This window comes from Candidatus Paceibacterota bacterium, assembly GCA_030583765.1.
Taxonomy (GTDB): Bacteria; Patescibacteriota; Minisyncoccia; order 2-02-FULL-40-12; family GWA2-44-9.
The window spans coordinates 529857-551977 of record CP129474.1 but is presented as its reverse complement, the minus strand read 5'-3'; the positions used below and the strand labels follow the sequence as shown (position 1 = coordinate 551977).

General features: G+C 52.3%; 16 protein-coding genes and 2 rRNA genes. 6 read left to right on the top strand and 12 right to left on the bottom strand.

Annotated elements, in window-relative coordinates:
• Window positions 1-20: 20 nt before the first annotated feature.
• On the top strand, window positions 21-713 hold the full coding sequence (locus tag QY311_03000) for a nucleotidyltransferase family protein (protein WKZ27073.1): 693 nt from the start codon (window positions 21-23) through the stop codon (window positions 711-713).
• A gap of 82 nt (window positions 714-795) precedes the next feature.
• Here the strand turns inward: QY311_03000 and QY311_02995 are convergent, their stop codons facing one another.
• Window positions 796-1389: a hypothetical protein gene (locus QY311_02995; protein WKZ27072.1), complete on the bottom strand. Its 594-nt coding sequence runs from the start codon at window positions 1387-1389 to the stop codon at window positions 796-798.
• Between the two features lie 181 nt (window positions 1390-1570).
• Here QY311_02995 and ychF point away from each other — a divergent pair, with 181 nt between their 5' ends.
• A complete protein-coding gene (gene ychF, locus QY311_02990) occupies window positions 1571-2653 on the top strand; it encodes a redox-regulated ATPase YchF (protein WKZ27071.1) in 1083 nt (360 codons plus the stop codon).
• 41 nt (window positions 2654-2694) lie between these two features.
• On the opposite strand, the gene QY311_02985 is transcribed toward ychF, so the two are convergent.
• On the bottom strand, window positions 2695-3300 hold the full coding sequence (locus tag QY311_02985) for an ElyC/SanA/YdcF family protein (GenBank protein ID WKZ27070.1): 606 nt from the start codon (window positions 3298-3300) through the stop codon (window positions 2695-2697).
• Between the two features lie 15 nt (window positions 3301-3315).
• Window positions 3316-3627: a hypothetical protein gene (locus tag QY311_02980; protein ID WKZ27069.1), complete on the bottom strand. Its 312-nt coding sequence runs from the start codon at window positions 3625-3627 to the stop codon at window positions 3316-3318.
• A gap of 175 nt (window positions 3628-3802) precedes the next feature.
• On the opposite strand from QY311_02980, the gene QY311_02975 reads away from it, so the two are divergent.
• The 4 genes from QY311_02975 to QY311_02960 all read left to right on the top strand — a co-directional run bounded on the left by QY311_02975 (window position 3803) and on the right by QY311_02960 (window position 5914).
• Window positions 3803-4204: a 30S ribosomal protein S6 gene (locus QY311_02975; GenBank protein WKZ27068.1), complete on the top strand. Its 402-nt coding sequence runs from the start codon at window positions 3803-3805 to the stop codon at window positions 4202-4204.
• Window positions 4205-4208: 4 nt separating this feature from the next.
• On the top strand, window positions 4209-4712 hold the full coding sequence (ssb, locus tag QY311_02970; protein ID WKZ27067.1) for a single-stranded DNA-binding protein: 504 nt from the start codon (window positions 4209-4211) through the stop codon (window positions 4710-4712).
• 5 nt (window positions 4713-4717) lie between these two features.
• Window positions 4718-4930 (top strand): 30S ribosomal protein S18, encoded by a 213-nt coding sequence (gene rpsR, locus QY311_02965; GenBank protein ID WKZ27066.1) that lies wholly within the window; start codon window positions 4718-4720, stop codon window positions 4928-4930.
• An 81-nt stretch (window positions 4931-5011) separates the two neighbouring features.
• Window positions 5012-5914, top strand: coding sequence for a hypothetical protein (locus tag QY311_02960; GenBank protein WKZ27065.1), 903 nt, complete (start codon window positions 5012-5014; stop codon window positions 5912-5914).
• A 3-nt stretch (window positions 5915-5917) separates the two neighbouring features.
• Here QY311_02960 and recA read toward each other — a convergent pair whose 3' ends face one another.
• The 9 genes from recA to QY311_02915 all read right to left on the bottom strand — a co-directional run bounded on the left by recA (window position 5918) and on the right by QY311_02915 (window position 21913).
• Window positions 5918-6946 carry a recombinase RecA gene (gene recA, locus QY311_02955; GenBank protein WKZ27432.1) on the bottom strand — a complete coding sequence of 343 codons (1029 nt, stop codon included), beginning with the start codon at window positions 6944-6946 and terminating at the stop codon, window positions 5918-5920.
• A 77-nt stretch (window positions 6947-7023) separates the two neighbouring features.
• The gene (locus QY311_02950; GenBank protein WKZ27064.1) at window positions 7024-9237 is read right to left on the bottom strand and encodes a DNA translocase FtsK; all 2214 of its coding nucleotides are present in this window, start codon (window positions 9235-9237) and stop codon (window positions 7024-7026) included.
• A gap of 119 nt (window positions 9238-9356) precedes the next feature.
• Window positions 9357-12986, bottom strand: coding sequence for a DNA-directed RNA polymerase subunit beta' (gene rpoC, locus QY311_02945; GenBank protein WKZ27063.1), 3630 nt, complete (start codon window positions 12984-12986; stop codon window positions 9357-9359).
• Window positions 12987-13008: 22 nt separating this feature from the next.
• A complete protein-coding gene (locus QY311_02940; protein WKZ27062.1) occupies window positions 13009-16179 on the bottom strand; it encodes a DNA-directed RNA polymerase subunit beta in 3171 nt (1056 codons plus the stop codon).
• Window positions 16180-16408: 229 nt separating this feature from the next.
• Complete coding sequence (locus tag QY311_02935) at window positions 16409-16702, bottom strand: hypothetical protein (GenBank protein WKZ27061.1); 294 nt, start codon at window positions 16700-16702, stop codon at window positions 16409-16411.
• Between the two features lie 4 nt (window positions 16703-16706).
• The gene (locus tag QY311_02930) at window positions 16707-17744 is read right to left on the bottom strand and encodes an FtsW/RodA/SpoVE family cell cycle protein (GenBank protein ID WKZ27060.1); all 1038 of its coding nucleotides are present in this window, start codon (window positions 17742-17744) and stop codon (window positions 16707-16709) included.
• Window positions 17745-17787: 43 nt separating this feature from the next.
• On the bottom strand, window positions 17788-18606 hold the full coding sequence (locus QY311_02925; protein WKZ27059.1) for an FxLYD domain-containing protein: 819 nt from the start codon (window positions 18604-18606) through the stop codon (window positions 17788-17790).
• 38 nt (window positions 18607-18644) lie between these two features.
• Window positions 18645-18757: ribosomal RNA gene (gene rrf / locus QY311_02920) — 5S ribosomal RNA — on the bottom strand.
• Window positions 18758-18821: 64 nt separating this feature from the next.
• Window positions 18822-21913, bottom strand: a 23S ribosomal RNA gene (locus QY311_02915).
• Window positions 21914-22121 lie beyond the last annotated feature (208 nt).

Here is a 22121-nt window from a genome sequence, read left to right as displayed (position 1 = left end):
ACTTTTTATACACTACGAATATGCTCGCCATCATACTCGCCGCTGGACGCGGCACACGCCTTGCGCCGCTCACCGACACCATACCAAAGCCACTCATTACAGTTCGTGGCACAACGCTCTTGGATCATCTGCTGCGCGCACTCCCACCTGCCGTTAACCAGATTGGTATTGTAGTAAAATATCGCCACGAGCAAATCAGAGAGCACGTCATGCGGGAGCACCCCCACGCACCAATCCGTTTTATCATGCAAGAAGATGCACTCCCCGGAACGGCTGGGGCGCTCTGGAGTGCGCAATCGCTATGCGCAACGTCTACGCAACCATTCCTTGTCCTCCAGTCTGACGACATGTTTGCATCACATGATATACTCACCCTCTCCCAACACACTCGAGCTATAGGTGTATGGGAATCGCCACGCCCAGTGCCACCGTTCCTCAATATCGCACAGGACGCACACAGCCTCCTTACCGCGTTTGGCCCGACACCACAGGAGGGCACGCACTGCATTGCAACGGGAGCATATATGTTAGAGCCAAGTATTTTTTCAGAAGAACCGTACCATCTTCCCTCTGGTGAGTTGAGTCTCCCGCGCACCCTCTTGGTATGGAGCGCGCATAACCCCGTGCACGTGGTGGCTATGCCATCATGGCGCAGTGTAAACACTCCAGAAGATCTGCGAGCCGTGGAGAAAATAGCGGACACCAAATTATAAAAATAAAGAGCCCGCACATTTCTGTGCGGGCGCAGGGCTCAGCTTCCAAGTTCAGAGAACTAAGCTGCCAAGCGCTAAGGGCTTACGCGCGACGGACGAACACCCAACGGCTGAGGCCGCTCCAGGTGTTGCTCGGGTAGGCGTAATCGCCGTCCAACCAGCGGACGCCGTGGACGTCACACCCGACGATGAACACGCTCGGGTGACCGTTGCGATCCGTGATCTGCTCCATCGCCACCAGCAGCCACTCGCCGATGGGCTGATCCTGGTAGGCCAGGCGGAGCTCGGGTCCGACCTGGGCCGGGCAGAGGTCCAAGCCAAGCTTGCGAGCGCGATCGTAGATCTGCTTGATCGTGGCTCCGGACTTCAGGCCCAGATCCTTGACCGACACGCACACCAGCTCGAGCTCGACGGGCTCCTTCACCAGCGACATCTTGGCGAGCAGGTCTTCCCCGTAGTCGCTGATGTTGTTGCCGCTGTCCGCGATCGCCTTGCGAAGCGTCGCGACGTTGTCGTACACGCTGAGCGTGATCTTCTGGAACGTCGAGAAGGCGGCATTGGCCTCCGCCTCGACGACCTTGAGCGCGCCGCGCAGGAAGCGCTGAACGCCATCCATGCCGCCAAGCTTGTTGACCACGGCCTCCATCGTGCCCCACGTCATCTCGTCATACTTCATTGCTTCTCTCCTTCGGCTGTTAGCCGAGATTCTTCCATCCCCTCCTAGAGGATGGGCCGCGAAATGCGGCAGTTCTGCATGTAAAGGTACTACACTGTACTCTATAATTATACCAGTTTAAAGCGATAAAGTCAATATGCGCCATCTGGCCCACAAAGGGCTTTTTTGCTAGGATTCTCGAATGCTTTCACTCGGAATTGTAGGGCTTCCTAATGTCGGTAAATCAACGCTGTTTCAGGCGGTGACGAATAAGCACGTCGATATTCAAAACTACCCATTTACCACTATTGAACCAAACGTAGGGGTTGTGGAAGTCCCCGATCCTCGCGTTGATGCGCTCACCCAGCTCTCCCACTCCGCACGCTCTATCTATGCCACGGTGCAGTTCACCGACATCGCCGGCCTCGTGAAGGGCGCAAGCCAAGGCGAAGGGTTGGGAAATAAATTTCTTGCGAATATTCGTGAAGTAGATGCCATTGTGCACGTTGTGCGCGCGTTCCATGATGACAACGTACTGCATGTGCACAGCCGCATTGACCCGATCGATGACATTGCGATCATCAATACAGAGCTTGTTATGGCAGATGCGGAGACGCTCGCTAAGCGTCTTGAAAAAACACAAAAGGAAGGGCGGGCGGATAAAAAAGCCGCCGCACAGCTTCCTTTACTGGAACACCTCATCGCTCTCAATAATGCGGGGACCGTGCTTTCTGGCGCAGATCTTTCTGATGACGAAAAGGCGCTGGCACGCGAATTGAACCTCCTTTCCGCAAAACCCTTTTTATATGTATTGAATGTGTCCGAACAACAGCTCACTGAAGGCTGGCAACCCAGTAGCGATCTACGTGAATCGCTTCACGGCGCACCATTCGTGGTGATGTGCAACGCTATGGAGCTCGCGCTCTCTACGATGTCTGCAGAGGATAAAAAAGAGCTCCTCGCCTCTGTGGGCAAAGAGCAGAGCGGCCTTGATGAACTGATCACCCTGGGCTATCGCCGCCTTGGGCTCCTCACCTTTCTCACAACGGGAGAAACGGAAAGCCGCGCGTGGACCGCACATGAAGGTGACCCTATCCCCGTTGCATCGCGCGCCATTCACACCGACTTTGAACGCCTTTTTATTCGCGCTGAAGTCATCCCTGCGCAACAACTCCTTGAGGTTGGTGGTTATGGCCCTGCGCGCGCTAAAGGTCTCGTAAAAACAGTAGGGCGAGATTACATCATTCAGGATGGAGACGTGGTAGAGATTTTGATCGGAAAATAAAAGCCCGCCGACCGCACAACGTGTGCGACCGGCGGTAGGGGCTAGATGTGCTTGGCGCGCCGACGGCGACGCCATCCCCACCACCACGCCATCGCTGGCCCGATAATGGGAATCGAGACCGAACACGCGTCCCAGATGGTCGCCATCAACTCCTTGTGGGGTGACATCAGCTCCCAGTTGACGATCTCGTACTGGATGGGCGTGGTCGTCTTCGGCATGAAGTGGCGACACAAGATCTGCCACTTCAGGAGGCGCATGCCTTCGCACAGCACGGTGATGTGGAGCTCCTCATCGAATTGCTCCCACAGCTGATAAATGCGCTCACTCGCGTTTCGTACGTTCTCCAGCGAAGTGAATGAACGCTCTTCGTGCGAGACCAGCACAGCGTCCCAGAAGGAGGGTACGAGCTTCCCATCAGTCCACATGGTCAACGTGCGAAGACGTTCGTGCATCGCGTACGCCTCTGTGACATGTGGCGATGTCTTCTGCTGGGTCATGCCGCCGCACAGGATGAGATTGGAGAACGGATCGCCGCCCTCGTATGCCTCCCTGAGCAACTCTGCGGCACGGAGCAGATAGCGCTCTGTCTCCATGGCGTAGTTTCGTACGGGCGTCACCCCGTACCCGGCAACGACGAGAACCTTCACGATTCACCCCCCCCACTAGATCTTAAGCCCAGCGTCATCGCCCATGCCAGCACCCATGCGTCTCGCAAACTCCCGCACGTCGCCCCGCAAGTTGCGCGTAGCGATGGTGAGGATCACGAGAAACAGGATGACGGCAACCAGTGAAGCTGCCGCAAGAGCAACTGCGGCAACGAGACGCCCTTGTTCCCACGCAACGCCCGCTCGGAACATACAGACGAAGATGAAGAGGCTCCCGATGACGGCCGCCATCCCCACCACAAACCGCCACCCTGATACTTCGGCAACGAGCTCCGCTAGCGACGCGGTCGCTCGCTTTTTCTGATTCACTGCCACCTCCTTGGACGCATATAGTACAAAATAAATACGATATAGTCAATATACCCTCAACAACGTTGACATGCCCATATTTCCTTGGTAATCTAGGCACTGGTAATGCAATAACTGCATGACGAGAGGCCCACATCTGCGCCTCTCGGGCGTGCGGAAACCCAAAAGTATTGATATGACTGACATGAATCGCCGCTACGAGTTGGCGTACCACCTAGACGGTACCAAGGCTCCTGAAGAAATCCCCGCTCTCCACGCAAGTATTGAGCAGGTCGTTACCTCCCACGGAGGTACGATTGTAGAGTCAAAAGCACCCGAGGCAACGCGCCTGTCCTATCCTATCCAGCATCAACGCTCTAGCTTTTTTGGCTGGTGCCACTTTACGCTGGAAGATACTGATCAGCTCGCGCTCATTGATGAAACGCTCCGCCTCCACAAAGAGGTTTTGCGCCACATCGTGCTTGCGCTTGATGAGTCCGCAGGAAAGGAACAATCCCGCGCCCGTTCTCGCACGCCCCGCGCCGCACAGCCAGATATGGATGCGCAGCTGGACAGCGCAATGAACGACGTCGCGTAATGCTATGAACCTGAATAAGGTCTATTTGATCGGACGGCTTACCCAAGATCCCGAAGTCCGCGCAACTCCCGGAGGACAAAATGTGGCCACTATTCGCATGGCGACAAATCGCGTCTGGTATGACAAGCAGACAAACCAAAAGCGCGAAGCCACCGAATTTCACACAGTCATTGCATGGGGACGACTCGGAGAAATCGCGAGCCAATATCTCCGCCGCGGATCTCTCGCGCTCATCGAAGGACGCATTCAGACTCGCTCATGGACTGGCACTCAAGATAACGTAAAGCGATACGCCACAGAAATCATCGCAGAGAATCTCCAACTTGGCCCACGTTCCGCAGGAGGTGAACCGATGGGGGCACCGTCTCCATCACGAGCACCGGCAGCAGCAATAAGCGATACGCCGGCCATGGAACCAGAGATCCCAATCATTGACGAAAGCGAGTTGCCACACCAAGGTATCGAAGAAGAAGATGTAAAGATTAAACCAGAAGATTTACCATTCTAACGACTATGGACTGCACACACTGCAAAAACGCAACCCCAACTATTAACTATAAAGATGTGAAGGCGCTCCGCGCCTACACAACGTCAGAGTTTAAAATCGGCTCTTCACGCCGCAACAAGCTCTGCAAGATACACCAGCGCCGTATCGCACAGGCGATTAAGCTCGCACGCTTCATGGCCCTTATGCCCTACACGCGCAACCAGACAGTTCAGAAGTAAGGCCTCTTCCCCCAAGTGCACACAAAACGCCCCATGTGGGGCGTTTTGTGCTTTATATAACGCTTTAGTATACTGATCGTAATGGAAAAGAAAGATGTACTCGCCCACCACGCCAAGCTCTTTGAACCAACTCCGTCAGAATTGCACATTCTTCGCGCTGATGAACCACATATCATTTTTTCAGTACTTCCTCCCGATGGTATCAGCCAAGGTCGCCAATCTCGAGTTTCTATTCTAGAGTACCGAGAGCACGGCACTCCACAACAAGTGTTATTTAAACGAATGGGAGCCGGAAAAGGCTTACCTTTTAATGTAGCGCGGCACTTAGAATCCCGCCTCGAGCCATATCGCAGAGAACTAGTGCGCTTTGGATGGAATATACCACATACGTATTACACAAAAACACTCCAGCAAGGAAATGAGGGGCAGATATTTTCATACGAGCAACGCATCGGACGCGCTGATGGCGAAAAAATATTTACCAACCCAGAGCAACCGAATTTCCTTCGATGGAGCATTGTACGGCAAACATTCGCCCAGCTCGCGCACTATCCACGTGGCGCTCTCCATCGAAAAACAATCTCCGGACGAGAGGTAACCGCTCTCCCTCATGGCATTGATTTAAAGCTCGCAAACGTTGTCCCAGACACTGATGGGACGCTCTATTTTGTCGACCTCTTTTGCCCTAAAGAAATAGGGCCCGCCGGCTCATGGCTCACGTATCGCTCCGAATTAGACAGCCTGCCAGAAGAAAACCTTATGGCGGTATGCGCAACGCGCGAAGGAGCCATGCTACGCTTCTGGCGTCTTGCAGAAATGTTGTGGACGCAAACAGTACCCACGACGCCCGAGCAGCTACGCGAAGGATTTTTTGCACTCCTTGACTCACTTAGCCTTCCTCAAGAAGAGATTAATTTTATGCAACGTGAAGTCTCATCAGGCTATCCGTGGCTTGATGAGATCTATTCGGAAGCAAAAGTATAAGCGCTACTCTTCGGATGCAAGGGGCGCTTGTTTCGCTGGTGCCTCACCGAGGGCAGCAGCTTTTTTAATTGCATCGAAGATTTCCTTTCGGATTTTTGGATTCTCTTTCAAGAATGCGCGCGCACCTTCCATGCCTTGTCCGAGCTTGTCTGCGCCACGCGTATACCAGCTACCCGCCTTGCCGACCACCCCATAGAGTACCCCCGTGTTAATCAAATCAGACTCTGCAGAGATGCCTTCGTTGTAGAAGATGTCGAACTCACACGTACGGAATGGTGCAGCTACCTTATTCTTTACAATCTTCACCTTCACACGATTTCCAATGATACGCTCGCCGCTTTGAATTTGCGCTGAACGACGAATCTCAACACGCACCGATGCATAGAACTTTAGCGCTAAGCCGCCGGTGGTTGTCTCTGGGTTCCCAAACATGACTCCAATCTTCTGACGAATCTGGTTAATGAATAAAATGGTGGTGTTTGTTTTTGCTGCAACACCTGCGAGCTTGCGCAGCGCATGGCTCATGAGGCGCGCTTGAAGGCCGACATGCTGCTGGTCCATCTCACCTTCAATTTCTGCGCGAGGCGTAAGTGCTGCGACAGAGTCTACGACCACCAACGAAACGGCGCCGGAGCGAACCAGCGTTTCCACAATTTCGAGTGCTTGTTCACCGTGATCTGGTTGAGAAATGAGCAAGTCCTGCGTTTTTACCCCAATACGCTTCGCATATTCGGGATCAAGTGCGTGTTCCGCGTCAACATACGCAGCAACACCACCCTGCTTTTGCACTTCGGACACGAGATGGAGCGCGAGCGTTGTTTTGCCCGAGCTTTCAGGACCATACACTTCAATAACACGGCCGCGCGGCATGCCTCCAACCCCAAGAGCAAGATCGAGTGAAATAGATCCGGAAGGGATAACATCAACATCAACCTTTCGCGCTTCGCCCAATTTCATAATAGCGCCGTCACCGTATTTTTCTTGAATTTCTTTGACGGCAATATCAATATGGCGGTTATCTTTGCTCGTCATGTTGGGCTTTGCTTCCTTTTTGTGATCTTTTTTTACCATACGCATACTACGCTCCCTCAAGCGCAGTGGATTATTCATTACTGCTCATCTCGCTCTGCTTCTAGCGTGTCAGCAGATACTGCCGTCGCCACGGGTGCATACCCCATAGGAGGCGCACTCGGCGCACCATCTGCTTGCACGTAGACCTCTCGCGGCTTTGCCCCCTCACCTGGACCGATGATGCCTTTATCTTCGAGGATGTCCAGGAGGCGCGCAGCACGCGCATATCCCACGCGCAGACGACGCTGCAACAAAGATGCTGAGGCTTTGCCTGAGTCTATGACGATGCGCTTTGCCTCGTCGTAGAGATCATCTTCATCAGAGCCGTTGTCGCCACCCTGTCCTTGTGGACCACCGTTTGCAAGTGAGTTGGTAAGCTCAGAACTCAGAGACTCATTCTGTGAAAGATTCAGCTCTTCTGCCTGTTCACGCAAGAACGCCACAACATCGTGCACTTCTTTTTCAGTAACTAACGGCGCCTGTACGCGACGGAGCTTCGCCGCGTCACCCGACATGAAGAGGAGGTCGCCGCGGCCGAGCAGTTTTTCTGCGCCCGCCATATCGATGATGGTGCGCGAGTCAATTTGGCTTGCCACCTGTAGCGCAATGCGCGAGGTAATGTTCGCCTTAATGAGCCCAGTAATAACTTCAACGGAAGGACGCTGCGTTGAAAGAATGAGGTGGATGCCGACGGCGCGCGACATCTGCGCAAGGCGCACGATTGCCGCTTCAACGTCACGCCCGAATGAAGCCATGAGGTCTGCCATTTCATCAATCACAATGACGATGAACGGCATGATGTCCTTTCCCTCTGCAACCATCTTCGTGTTGTATGAAAAGAGATCTCGCGAACCAACCTTTGAGAGCTGATCGTAGCGGCGATCCATTTCACTCACCGCCCACTTCAACGCCCCCATCACTTTCTTAGTATCCGTGATCACTGGCGTAATGAGGTGTGGGATGTCGTTATAGATGGACAGCTCAACGCGCTTTGGATCAACAAGAATGAGTTTCAGTGTTTCTGGCGAGTGTTTATACAAAAGCGAAAGGAGGATGCCATTCACCATAACTGATTTGCCCGTGCCCGTGGCACCAGCAACGAGCAGGTGTGGCATGCGCTCCAAACTGCCATAGACTGAAAGACCACCCACATCACGTCCAATCGCAAGGGGTAGGAACGCTTTCCCACGAGCATACTCATCGGCCTCAAGGAGATTGCGGAGACCAACAATAGCTGTCTTTTTGTTGGGAACTTCGATGCCGACGAGCGATTTTCCAGGAATAGGAGCCTCGATACGAATGGGGTGCGCGGCAAGCGCAAGGGCGAGATCTGGCCCGAGCGCCGAGATCTTCGACAAGCGCACGCCCACCGCAGGGCGCATGGTGAATTGGGTAACTGTTGGCCCGATAGACACTTCGCCCATTTCTACCTCAATGCCAAAATTCGCGAGCGTGCGCTTAATAATGTTTGCGTTTGCTTGAATATCACCCGTCAATGCCTGGTCTTGGTCTTCCGAAAGGAGTTTAAGCGGCGGAAGATTCCATTTACCAAGCTTCAAATTCTTAATAACAAAACCTTTTTCCGGAGCATCGTCGACTTTCGAAGCCTTTTCCTTTGGCGGCGCCGCTTGTTTTACTTCTGCAAGTGCTGGAGCGGGCTTTTGGGCTAATTCTTTTTGCGCGTTACGGATGACAATCTCATCTTCCTGAGGCGCCGCCTCTTCTTCAGGAGCGCGCATGAAGAGTGCTGACAACGGTACGTTGAGAGCGAGGAGGATGGAAATGCTCAAGAACGAGAGCAGCACAATAAGAGACGCAACAAAGCCGACTGAAGAGAGGAGGGGGAATCCAAGTACCACGCCTAAATATCCGCCCTGTATAATGCGGTCATCGAAGGTTCCATCGCCAAGAATGTGCAAGATCGCCAGTGTCGAGAGTACGAACGTTATGGTGCCCACTACAGCGCTCGTGGCGATGTGTCGCGAGAGAGATTTAATGAAGGAAATGCCAAGAAGCGCAAAAGAAATGGGCACAAGGATATATCCCCATCCGAACAAGAGTCGCGAAACGGAATCAATGAGCTCACCCGCGGAACCCGCTCGTCCCAAAAAGCTTAAGGTGACCACGATAGCAGTAATGAAGCTTAAAATGCCCCAGATGCTATTTCGCGTTTCTTGCGATATATCGAAAAGCGAAGACCCGCCCTCATCGGATGGTTTTTCACGCTTTTTCCCGTTGCTTTGGCGAGCCATGAGTGTCCTCAGTATACCGTTCTAAAACAGCAGAATGCAAGGCAAATTATCAACGTTTTCCCACAGTAACAGAAACCCCTCTCGGCATGAGAGGGGTTTCTGTTACTGTCACGTGTTGCCTATGCGGCGACATCTTGCGCTGCGTCATCGAGCTGAGCCAGCGGCTTACCTTCTTGACGGGCCCGCAGACCAGTGCCCGCAGGGATAAGGCGGCCGATAATGACGTTTTCCTTAAGGCCTCGCATGTGGTCTTCTTTACCCGCAACCGCAGCATCAATAAGGACGCCGGCAGTTTGTTGGAATGACGATGCGGACAAGAAGCTTTCAGTGGTAAGCGAAGTCTTCGTGATACCCATGATGAGCTGTTCATAGGTTGCCTCCTGCTTTCCTTCCGCAAGAACACGGTCATTCTCTTCGAGAAGGCGGCGGCGCTCTACAACATCACCCGGCAGCAAGTCAGTGTCGCCCGGATTCATAATGCGGACACGAGAGAACATTTGACGGACAATCAACTCAACGTGCTTGTCGTTGATCGTGTCGCCAGTTGGGAAGTAAATACTCTGCACTTCGCGCACGATATAGCGAGCGACTGCATCGATATCCTTCGTGGTGTGGTACAGCTCACGAAGATCTACGTGGCCCTCAGACAGCTGCTGACCGATCGCAACAAGATCGCCAGCCGAAACTGCAACGGCAATGTTTGGCGCAACGAAGTATTCACGCTTTTCACCGCTTCCTGCGGTCTCAATGACAATGGCGCGCTGCTTGCCGCGATCTTCAACAGCAAGCACGCGTCCATCCACTTCGCAAATGAGTGCCTTGAATTGAGGTGGGCGCGCTTCAAAGATTTCTTCAACGCGCGGGAGACCCATGGTAATGTCAGCACCTCCTGCGACACCACCGCTGTGGAAGGTGCGCATGGTCAGCTGAGTACCCGGCTCACCGATAGCTTGAGCGGTGACAATACCTACCGCTTCGCCAATTTCAACCATTGCGTTCTTCGAGAGGTCGTAGCCGTAGCATGCACGACATACGCCTTGGCGCGATGCACACTTCACAAGCGAGCGAATGCTCACCGACGGTATCTTGTGCTCGTCAATAAGGCGTGCAAGCGCACGATCGATGACCGTTCCCTTCTTCGCAATCAACGTGCCGTCGCCAGAGACTACGTTCTCAGCAACCGTGCGACCCTTCACGCGCTTACCGAGTGATTCTCCGCTAAATTTACTATCCTCTGCGTGCATGATGTAGCCTTCTTTTTCCTTACAATCATCCTCAGTGATAACGACGTCCTGCGCCACATCTACCAAGCGACGCGTCAGGTATCCTGCCGATGCAGTCTTCAATGCGGTATCTACCAAACCTTTACGAGCACCGTGCGTAGAGATGAAGTACTCCAATGGCTCGAGGCCTTCCTTCAGAGAGTTTTTAGCGGGCAATTCAATGAGTTCACCAGAAGGGTTTGCGAAAATACCACGCATGCCCATCATCTGGTCGAGCGTACTCCAGTTTCCGCGAGACTTAGAGTCCACCATAATAAATGCTGCGTCCTGTGGACCAAGCTGCTTCTTTACAAGCGTAGAGAGCTTCGCCTTCGTGTTGCTCCAAATCTCAATAGCCTTTGAGCGGCGTTCATATTCCGTGAGGAGGCCTTCTTCATACAAGCGACGGTTTTGCTCAATGAGCGTGTCAGCCTCTGCGATAATCTCTGGCTTTTCCTTTGGAACGCGGAGATCGTCCATGCCCCACGAGACACCGGAGATGGTCGCATAGTGGAAGCCAAGATCCTTGATACCGTCCAAGAAACGAACGGTTACCTCTTCTCCATACTCTTCCCAAATAAAGCCCTCGATAGATTTGAGGTCTGGCTTGGTCAGCGTGCGGTTGATAAAGCCAAAGTCTTGAGGGAGCACATTATTGAAGATAATGCGTCCCGGAGTGGTTTCGATAACGCCTGGCTTCTCTGCCCATTCGTGCCGCCATGTTGATGCCGTTGGCGCATATTCTGCCTTAATCTGCGCGCGTAGGCCAACGACTCCATTTTCATATGCAAGAAGCGCCTCTTCGAAAGAAGAGAACAGCTTGCCCGAGCCGTGCGCACCAGCGTCAACACTCGTGAGGTAGTAGCATCCGAATGAAATGTCGTGACTTGCCACAGCAACTGGTTCACCTGTTGCCGGCTTGAGAATGCCATGCGTTGAAAGCATGAGCTCGCGCGCTTCTTGCTGGGCTTCCTTGGTTAATGGGAGGTGGACTGCCATCTGGTCACCGTCGAAGTCTGCGTTAAACGCATGCACGGGGACAGCCGGCAGCTGGATCGCCTTTCCTTCAATGAGCGTTGGGCGGAATGCCTGCACGCCAAGACGGTGCAATGTTGGAGCGCGGTTGAGCAAGACGAGCTTGTCTTGAATCGCCTCTTCCAACGCAGACCAGACGTCGGGAGTTTCTTGTTCAATGAGACGGCTCGCGGATTTAATGTTGTGCGCCAAGCCGTTGCGAATGAGAATGCCAATCACAAATGGCTTGAACAATTCCAATGCCATGCGCTTTGGCAAACCACATTCGCTCATAGAGAGCTTTGGACCGACCACAATCACCGAGCGACCGGAGTAGTCGACGCGCTTACCAAGCAAGTTTTGACGGAAACGACCCTGCTTTCCCTTCAACATGTCAGCAAGGGACTTGAGCGCACGCTTCTGGCCAGTAGTTGCTGCAGTTGTCGCAGTACCGCGGCGCATTGCGTTATCGATGAGCGCATCAACGGCTTCTTGCAACATGCGCTTCTCATTCTTTGTAATGACGTCCGGGGCCTTGAGCTCAAGAAGATGCTTGAGACGGTTGTTGCGATTGATAACGCGACGATAGAGATCGTTCAAATCGGACGTTGCGAAACGACCACCGTCCAACGGGACCATAGGACGAAGCGATGGTGGGATCACGGGCAGAATAGTCATGATCATCCATTCAGGACGGATGTTCGCCTTTATCATGCCGCGAATCAGCTTCAGACGGCGAGCGATCTTTTTCAGCTCAACCGGGTTGATCTCCTCCTTGTATTCATGCTCGACTTCCGTAGCAAGCTGAGAGAGGTCGAGAGTTTCTAAGAGGCGGCGAACGCCTTCCGCGCCAATGCCTGCCTCAAATACTTCTCCGTACTTCATGGAGAGGTCGCGATATTCCAGCTCTGAGAGAATCTGGTGCACGCGCAAGTTTTTGAGATTAATACGCTCGCGTTCCTTGAGCTCTTTCAGTCGCAGCTGCTCTTCGGTATTGTCGGTGTCTTTGAGCTTGGACTTGAACTCCTGCTCCACGCGCTTCATAGCTTCAGTCTTGAGGTCGTCATTTACGCGCGTAACGATATAGGACGCAAAATAGATAACCTTCTCAAGTTCTGGCAAAGAAACGCCCAAGATGCCGGCGACCTTTGATGGCAAACCGCGCAGGAACCAAATATGTGCCACAGGTGTTGCCAGCTTAATGTGGCCCATGCGTTCACGACGCACAACCGCGCGCGTCACTTCAACACCACAGCGATCACAAATGATGCCTTTGTAACGAATGCGCTTATATTTACCACAGTAACACTCCCAGTCTTTTGTGGGGCCGAAGATTGATTCCGAGAACAATCCTTCGCGCTCCGCTTTTTGGGTACGGTAGTTAATGGTTTCTGGTTTGGTAACCTCTCCATAGGACCACGACAGAATATCTTCTGGTGATGCGAGGGTGAGGCGAATGTATGAGAGATCCATAAGTGTAGTGTAAGGGAGTTAATTACTGCTCAATAAGTTCCACGTTAAGACCGAGACCTTTAATTTCTGAGACCAACACTTTAAAGGATTCGGGCAGGTGTGGAGCTACAATATCTTCGCCATTGACGATCGACTCATACGTCTTGGCACGGCCGAGAATGTCGTCCGATTTAATGGTGAGCATTTCTTGCAACGTGTGCGCGGCACCATATCCTTCAAGCGCCCACACTTCCATTTCACCAAAGCGCTGGCCACCAAACTGCGCCTTACCACCCAACGGCTGTTGAGTAATGAGCGAGTATGGACCAATCGAGCGCATATGGAGCTTATCTTCCACCATGTGGATGAGCTTCATGAAGTATGTCACGCCGACGTGGCTCTTCTGATCGAATGGAAGGCCGGTTTTACCATCAAAGAGCTGCATCTTGCCATCAACAGGAAGGCCTGCTTTTTCCAGCTCTTCTTTGATGATGTCTTCTGTAGGGCCAGCCATCGCGGGGATCGCCGCTTTGTATCCCTGCGTCTTTGCGGCAATTGCCATGTGCGACTCCAGCACCTGACCGATGTTCATACGAGAGATAATACCAAGAGGAGAGAGGACGATGTCTACTGGTGTACCGTCGGCCAAAAATGGCATGTCTTCTTCTGGCAAGATAATAGCGATCACACCCTTGTTGCCGTGGCGACCAGCAAGCTTGTCACCTACTTGAATCTTACGAAGCTGTGCTACAGAAACCTGGATGCGCTTAATCACGCCCGCGTCGAGCTTGTCACCCTCATCACGCGAGAACGTTTTTACCGCGACAACGCGGCCTTCTTTGCCGTAGTCAATGCGCAAAGAAGAATCCTTCACGTCGCGACTCTTTTCTCCAAAAATTGCGCGCAAGAGGCGCTCTTCGGCAGTGAGATCATTTTCACCCTTTGGCGAAATCTTTCCTACCAAGATATCCTGCGAGCGAACTTCGGCGCCGATACGTACGACACCGTCCGCATCAAGGTCTGCCAGACGCTCCATGGCAACGTTCGGGATGTCATATGTGGTTACTTCAGGGCCCAGTTTTGTTTCGCGCACGTCAGATGCGTATTCATCGATGTGAATGGAAGAAAGAACATCTTCTTTCACCAAGCGCTGCGAGAGAACGATGGCATCCTCATAGTTCGCACCCAAAAATGACATATATGCCACAACGAGGTTCTTTCCAAGAGCCAGTTCGCCGCTTTCAGTGGAAGGACCGTCAGCAAGCACGTCGCCCTTCTTCACTTTCTGTCCCTTCTCCACAATAGCTCGCTGGTTAATGCAGGTTACTGCATTTGAGCGAACAAATTTGAGAAGATCAAATACGTGTTCCTTGCCCTTGTCCGTCGTAAGTACAATGTGACGAGAATCAACTTCGGTAATGGTACCACTCTCCGGTGCGACAACTACGAGCCCGGAATCGACAGCAACGCGACCTTCAAGACCCGTCCCTACATATGGCGATTCAGTCGTGATCAGTGGCACTGCTTGGCGTTGCATGTTTGAACCCATCAATGCACGATTTGCGTCATCGTGTTCCAAAAATGGAATGAGGGCGGTAGCAACCGAGAACTGCTGACGCGGTGAGATGTCGATATAATCGACATCCTCAATAGCAACGGTGGTCGGCTCGCCATGCATGCGCGCCATGATTTTTCCATTCACACCCACAAGCTTGCCAGTTTTATCAATAGCAGAACCTGCTTGGGCAATGATGTGGCGCTCCTCCTGCACTGCGTCCATGTACTCAACCTCTTCCGTGATCTTGCCTTTCACCACTTTCACATAAGGCGTCAAAATGAAGCCGAGCGGAGAAATCTTTCCATACAATGCAAGGTGACCTACGAGACCGATGTTCGGACCTTCCGGAGTTGCGATCGGACAAATGCGACCATAGTGAGATGGGTGGACGTCGCGGACCTCGAAACTTGCGCGCTCTCGAGTTAAGCCACCAGGACCCATCGCCGAAAGACGGCGCTTGTGCTCAAGCTCAGACAACGGGTTGTGCTGATCCATAAACTGCGAAAGCTGGCCTGATGAGAAGAATTCCTTTAATGCGGCCACAAATGGGCGCGCGTTGATGATTTGCGATGGCAAAACACCGTCGGTTGTTTCCAACGTGCTCATGCGATCCTTAATATTGCGCTCCATGCGAGCAAACGCGATGCGCAAACGATCTTGGAGGAGTTCTCCGAGCGTCTTTACGCGGCGGTTACCAAGGTGATCGATGTTGTCCGGACGCGCATGCGGATCGTTATTGAGACGAATAATCTCGCGGACAATTGCTACAACGTCTTCCGTGCGAAGAATACGATTTTCACGGACATCAACGTCCAGCTTTTCATCAAAACGAGCATTCATGCGGAAACGACCAACCTTTGAAAGGTCGTACCGCGCCGTATTGAAGAACATGTTCTGCACCATCTGGCGGGCTGTGTCTGCAGTTGCAGGGTCACCGGGACGGATGCGCTTGTAGAGCTCAATAAGACCCTCTTCTTCATTCGATGAAGGATCTTGGAGAATAGTCGCCAAGATATACTTCATGTGCTCATCAGTATCTACATCAGCAAAAAGCTTTTTGATCTCGTCGTCTTTTGCAATGCCGCACGCACGCAACAATGCGGTGACAGGAACTTTGCGCTTACGATCGATGCGGACTGAGATGACGCCATCAAAGCCGGTTTCGAATTCCAACCATGCACCACGCGATGGAATAAGTTTTGCACCAAAAAAGCGCTTATACCGACTCGTGCGCGAAAGGGAGAAGAAAACGCCAGGGCTACGAATGAGCTGTGAGATAACCACGCGCTCCACGCCATTAATAATGAACGTGCCTCGCGGAGTCATGAGCGGAATGTCGGCAATAAAGAGCTCCTGATCACGCTCCTCACCGGTGCGCTTGTTGCGCACGCTGATCTTCATCTTTAACGGCGCCTCGTAGGAAATGTTTTTTGCGATTGATGTACGCTCATCGTACTTCGGCTCGTCAATGCGAAAATCTAAAAAGGAAAGCTCGAGCTCTTTACCCGTCCAGTCTTCAATAGGAGAGACGTCGTGCAAAAGCTCCTTCAACCCTGTCTGGAGAAACCATTGGTACGAGTCCAATTGGACCTGCACCAAGTGTGGGGGATCATACTGATGGAGAGGATATTTTGAGAATACTTTTCGTGCTGCCATACAGAGGGAAATGGTGCGGAACCCGTGCATGCGGTGGTGCGCAGCGCACTGCAGAGTCCCTATAAAACGAAATAGACACGGCCAGAGATATGGTCGTGCAAGGGTATCTAATAATTATTGAGTTTTGATCATCCAAACGACTTGTTTGCTCAGAAGTGTTGGGGACGATGGACAACACAACCTCTGCAAAAACGCATACGGGGACGCAGAACCCCCGCGCCGCATTCTTTTACGTCGCTGCCTCCCTGGCCTTGAGCGACTCTATCGCTGACTTCCAGGTATATGCCATTCTATACGGTAGTGTATTTTTGTCAAGCGCCCCCTCCTTGAGCTGGATGTCAAGGGATTGCACATCCACGGCATGGAGCTCAAAAAATGTCCGCATCTCTTGTACAAGATCGGAATCAAACGTTCGTGTCACAGGGATGAAGACTTCGGCGACGATAGAATCACTACCCTGTTGGGTCAATACTACGTGGAGCGCACGCTCGATGGTAAATGTGAGGGAAAGAATATGGGTCATAATGCTATGAATAGCGCTTCATGCTCTGTACAAGGCCAAGGCCAATCATCATGGAGAGCATGTGACTCCCTCCGTAACTGAGGAATGTAAGGGGAATGCCCGTCACCGGCAGAAGACCGACATTCACTCCTGCGCCGATGAAAACATGCATACCTATAACAGCAACAAAACCAACGGTAAAGAGGCGCACAAAATTATGCTGCGCTCGCTCACCGATGTTTAGAATGCGCAACAATACAATACTGATAAGCGCTAATAGTATCAGGAGGCCAATAAGACCAAATTGCTCTCCAATAGCAGAGAAAACAAAGTCATTGTACGCTTCGGGAAGGAACCCGAGCGTTGCTTGAGTCCCCTCGCCCCATCCTTTCCCCAGAAGCCCGCCAGAGCCCAACGCGATCTTAGACTGAATAATATTATACCCGTATCCTTGAGGATCGGCGTATGGGTTCACGAATGCCAAAATGCGCTCCTTCTGATAAGGCGCGAGTACAAAAAGCCACGCGGCATATGCCCCGATCGCCATGAGCGCACTGAATAAAAAGAGGTGGTCTTTTCGAATCCCTGCCGCCAATAGCATAATAAACCACGCCGACGCAAGAATGACGCCCGACCCCAAGTCCGGTTGGAGTAATATCAATCCCAACGGAATCGCGATATACACACCCGCACCAATAATATATCGTACGTCATGGAGATAGATATGGCGCTGAGAAAGATATTTTGCCATAAGCACTACGAGTGCAACTTTCATAAGCTCCGATGGCTCAAATGTAAGCGGCCCGAGCGCAATCCAGGCACTCGAACCACGAACAGCTGGGAACAACAAGGCGAGCAGTAGTAAAACGACGCACGCCCCATACACCATCAGCACAGGAGCTGAGTGGTTTTTTAAATAGCGCCAATTGATCCAGGACAGCAGTACCATGACGCTCATACCAAGGCCCCAAAATAAAACGTGGCGTGTAAAAAACGCGCTCTCAGTACCTACAATCCCCGCCATAGAAACAATACTTAAGACCCCAATCGCAAGCAATGCCATAGTAAGTGGCGCATCAAGAGGGCTTATCCAAGAACGAACAATGCTAGTAAGGAATTTGGAAACGTTCAGGCGAGGTGTCATACGTTTGGAGAAAAGCATCGTTCGCGAGAGCATTCGTGGCAAGGAATGTGCGCATGCGCACGGGCATACGCGAAAGTGATTCGCGCCAAGTCACCGTGAAAAGACGCTCTGATCCACTGCCTAAGGTACGGATATTAGTGCTACCGGCGCCTACTAAGGTTTCCGTAGCATCATAGAGCAGCACGACAACATCAACACGGTCAAGCTGATAAGGCGACGCATTGCGCACCACGCCCCGCGCCTCCACCGCCGCTCCCGGACGAGGATCGATGGCAAGCGATTCATCTCGCACCTGCACATCAATTCCTACCTCTTGAGGTCGCACCTTACGCCATGTCACTTCTCGAATAGTCACGGATGCAACGGGACGATCAGTGAGAGCGCCGTCGATATGGTGCGCCACTAAAAACGTCTGACGCGGCAAGCCATAGGCTACGCCAGAAATGGTGTCCACGAGACTTCCATCGGCGGATGTGAGCGCGACATCATATTCAATGCGCTCAGCACCGTACACGTCGTTCGCATTTTCAAACGAAATAAGCACATCATATCCGCCATCTGCAGGAATAAGCGTCGCCGGCTCAGCGACGATCGGTTGAATCACTGGATCGCACAACTTGCCACAAACAACCCCGCAATCAACGCCGTCTTCAGCGCCATTACGAATACCGTCCGTGCATGTTGGATTTTCAGTATTGAGGGCACGAATACCAAAACCTATGCCCCCGAATAAGAGAGCATACACACCAAGAATAAGGGCCCGCTTGAGATGGCGAGACATATCTGCAAGTATACCTCACCAACATAAAAACGCCAGAAATCTGGCAGCTACCTACTTTCGCCGGAAGAGTCCGACTATCATGGGCCTTGCAGGATTTCACTTCTGAGTTCGGAATGGGATCAGGTGGGACACCTACAGTATAGCTGCCAAGTTTCTAGCGTTTTTACGCTACGTGGAACGGTTTTGTGTTGTTTGTTTTATAAGAGACCAGTGGTCTTTTGCGAAGATTCGATCCATTAGGAGTTCTCGGCTCAACACCTCTCGGTGCGTACACCTGAACCCTATCAACCTTGTAGTCTACAAGGGATCTCAACGATACCTCATCTTGGGGCCTGCTTCGCGCTTAGATGCTTTCAGCGCTTATCAGTACCGGATATAGCTACCCAGCGTTGCCCTTGGCAGGACAGCTGGTACACCAGAGATCCGTTCATTCCGGTCCTCTCGTACTAGGAACAACCCCCCTCAAGTATCTACGCCCACACCAGATATGAACCAACCTGTCTCACGACGGTCTGAACCCAGCTCACGTACCCTTTTAATTGGCGAACAGCCAAACCCTTGGGGCCTTCTTCAGTCCCAGGATAGGGCGAGCCGACATCGAGGTGCCGAACCTTGCCGTCGCTGTGAACGCTCGGGCAAGACCAGCCTGTTATCCCCGGAGTAGCTTTTATCTGTTGATCTTCACCGCTCCTACGAGCAAGTGTCGGTTCACTAGGTCCTGCTTTCGCATCTGCGCCACACATCCGTGTTGCAGTTAAGCTGGCTTTTGCCTTTACACTATCGCTCCGATGTCCATCCGGAGCTAGCCAACCTTGATGAACGCCTCCATTACTTTTTAGGAGGCTAGTGCCCCACCAAAACTGCCTGCCAGGCACTGTCTTGATGGAACCCTATAAAGATACAAGCAATAATCACTTCTTCACCTTCAATGGAAACATACTACATGCTCTTGCTTGTAGAACCTTATAGGGCTCCACCAGTTAGAGCTACAAATCGTACAGATGGGTATTTCACTGTCGGCTCCAGTTCACCCGAGAGTAAACCTTCAAAGCCTCCCCACTATGCTACGCAGTACAACTCGTAGACCAATACCAAGCTGCAGTAAAGCTTCCGGGGTCTTTCCGTCTTAGTGCGGGTAGTCGGCATCTTTACCGACATTGCATTTTCACCGGGCTGCTGGTTGAGACAGTCCTCCAGTCGTTACGCTATTCATGCGCGTGGGAACTTACCCCACAAGGAATTTCGCTACTTTTAGACGGTTATAGTTACCGCCGTCGTTCACCGGCGCTTCGGGCGTCCGCAATACAGATTGCTCCATATCACTTCCACCGTTAACGTTCCGGCACCGGACAAGCGTCACCCCGTATACAGCGCCTTTCGGCTTAGCACGGAGTTGTGTTTTTGATAAACAGTCGCCAGAGGGTCTTTCGCTGCGGCCACGCTTGCGCGTGGCAGGCCTTATCCCGAAGTTACGGCCGCTTTTTTGCCGAGTTCCTTAACCAGCACTCACCCGTTCGCTTTGGTACTCTGATACTAGTCCACCTGTGTCGGTTTGCGGTACGGACACGCACATACGAACCTTAGAGATTTTTCTCGGAGGACTCTTCGATCTCATCCCACCTTGCGGCAGTCTTGCCCCTCTCGAACGTGCCTTGCGGCCCCTGCCGGATTTGCCTGGCAGGCGTTCTAGGAGTAGCAACATCACATCCAATCGCATGCGAGATCTTATCTTCCTCGTCTATCCCTTCGAATATGTGCGTGGGGTCGAAATATTAATCGACTGTCCATCGCCATCCCTTGCCCGTAGACAAGGTTATGCTTAGGGCCGCCTCACCCTCCGTTGATTGCCATCGCGGAGGAAACCTTGGACTTTCAGCGGTGGCGGTTTTCACGCCACTTGCGGTTACTCATCCCAGCATTCTCTCTTCTGAACGCTCCACCACTCTTCACAGAGAGGCTTCACAGCGGTTCAGAATGCTCCCCTACCACTCATCCCAAATAAATTTGAAACAAATCCGCGCTTTCGGTAGTACGCTTAGCCCCGATGAATTTTCGGCGCATCACACCTTGTGGCAAAAGCCACATCGAGTAGTGAGCTATTACGCACTCTTTAAAGGATGGCTGCTTCTAAGCCAACCTCCTACCTGTCTAAGGTGTAACACCTCCTTTATACACTTAGCGTACATTTAGGGACCTTAAGCTGCGGTCTGGGCTGTTTCCCTTGCGACCGTGAAGCTTTGCCCTCACGGTCTCACTGTCGCAGATTCCACAGGGGTATTCGGAGTTTGTTTGGTAAACCTACCCAAAAGGGCGCGGCCCACCACTCAGTGCTCTACCCCCCCTGCTACTCTGTGACGCTGCCCCTAAAGGCATTTCGGGGAGAACCAGCTATTACCGAACTCGATAAGCTTTTCACTCCAAACCACAAGTCATCCGATGATATTGCGCTATCAACCAGTTCGGGCCTTCAGTCGCCTTTCGGCGACCTTCACCCTGCTCATGGTTAGCTCGTCCGGCTTCGGGTCTTACACGTGCTGCATGGTCGCGTTATTCACACTCGGTTTCCCTGCCCCTTCGTTCCATCAGAACTTAGAGTATCGCAACACGCATAAACTCGCTGGGTCATTCTTCAATAGGCACACGGTCACCCGCCCCACCTTACGGTGGTCAGGCTCCCGCTCCTTGTAGGTATATGGTTTCAGTATCTATTTCACTCCCCTTCCGGGGTTCTTTTCACCTTTCCCTCACGGTACTAGTTCACTATCGGTCACGAATAATATTTAGCCTTACCCAGTAGTATGGGCAAATTCACTCAGGACATTCTGATCCCGAGCTACTCAGGTAACAATACGAGAGTTCGAAGTGTTTCGCATACGGGACTGTCACCCGCTCTGGTCGGCTATTCCAAGGCCGTTCTGCTACAATTCGAATTTTTTACTCCCTATCCTCATTGAGCGCACGATCGTGTCCGTTCAATGAGAAAGTGTACTATCCCTATGACCCCTGCACGCACACCATTGCTGATATGCAGTCAGGTTTGGGCTCTTCCCGTTTCGCTCGCCGCTACTCAGGGAATCTCTTCGGTTTCTGTTCCTCTGGCTACTGAGATGTTTCACTTCGCCAGGTACGCTCCCATCTCCCATTACAGAAGACAGGCAATCGAGGTTTACTCGACTAGGTTGCCCCGTTCGGAAATCTCCGGATCAAAGCCCGCTCAACGGCTCCCCGAAGCTTATCGCAGCTACGCCACGTCCTTCATCGCTCATTCGTGCCTAGGCATCCTCCATATACCCTTCACCTTCACAAAGTACCACCTAGGACTCGAGGTCCTAGGTCTCTTATAAAGCGAACAATACAAAGCTGAACTTTCGTTCAGCTCCCGTTCCACGTTGTCAACGTACTGCCCGCTCATGATACCAAAGGATCATGGAGCGAGGTTCGTCTCGCCCCTTAGGGCGAAGCGACCCGCGTGATGCTCCTAGAGACACAGAAACCGCCTTGAGGCGGCTTTTTCA

Excerpts from the sequence above, each read along its gene's own strand:
- rpoC (WKZ27063.1), bottom strand. The coding sequence starts at position 12,986 with ATGGATCTCTCATACATTCGCCTCACCCTCGCATCACCAGAAGATATT.
- QY311_02925 (WKZ27059.1), bottom strand. The coding sequence starts at position 18,606 with ATGTCTCGCCATCTCAAGCGGGCCCTTATTCTTGGTGTGTATGCTCTC.
- QY311_02930 (WKZ27060.1), bottom strand. The coding sequence starts at position 17,744 with ATGGCATTGCTTGCGATTGGGGTCTTAAGTATTGTTTCTATGGCGGGG.
- recA (WKZ27432.1), bottom strand. The coding sequence starts at position 6,946 with ATGACGAGCAAAGATAACCGCCATATTGATATTGCCGTCAAAGAAATT.
- QY311_02935 (WKZ27061.1), bottom strand. The coding sequence starts at position 16,702 with ATGACCCATATTCTTTCCCTCACATTTACCATCGAGCGTGCGCTCCAC.
- QY311_02950 (WKZ27064.1), bottom strand. The coding sequence starts at position 9,237 with ATGGCTCGCCAAAGCAACGGGAAAAAGCGTGAAAAACCATCCGATGAG.
- ssb (WKZ27067.1), top strand. The coding sequence starts at position 4,209 with ATGAACCTGAATAAGGTCTATTTGATCGGACGGCTTACCCAAGATCCC.
- rpsR (WKZ27066.1), top strand. The coding sequence starts at position 4,718 with ATGGACTGCACACACTGCAAAAACGCAACCCCAACTATTAACTATAAA.
- QY311_02995 (WKZ27072.1), bottom strand. The coding sequence starts at position 1,389 with ATGAAGTATGACGAGATGACGTGGGGCACGATGGAGGCCGTGGTCAAC.
- QY311_03000 (WKZ27073.1), top strand. The coding sequence starts at position 21 with ATGCTCGCCATCATACTCGCCGCTGGACGCGGCACACGCCTTGCGCCG.
- ychF (WKZ27071.1), top strand. The coding sequence starts at position 1,571 with ATGCTTTCACTCGGAATTGTAGGGCTTCCTAATGTCGGTAAATCAACG.
- QY311_02940 (WKZ27062.1), bottom strand. The coding sequence starts at position 16,179 with ATGGCAGCACGAAAAGTATTCTCAAAATATCCTCTCCATCAGTATGAT.
- QY311_02960 (WKZ27065.1), top strand. The coding sequence starts at position 5,012 with ATGGAAAAGAAAGATGTACTCGCCCACCACGCCAAGCTCTTTGAACCA.
- QY311_02975 (WKZ27068.1), top strand. The coding sequence starts at position 3,803 with ATGACTGACATGAATCGCCGCTACGAGTTGGCGTACCACCTAGACGGT.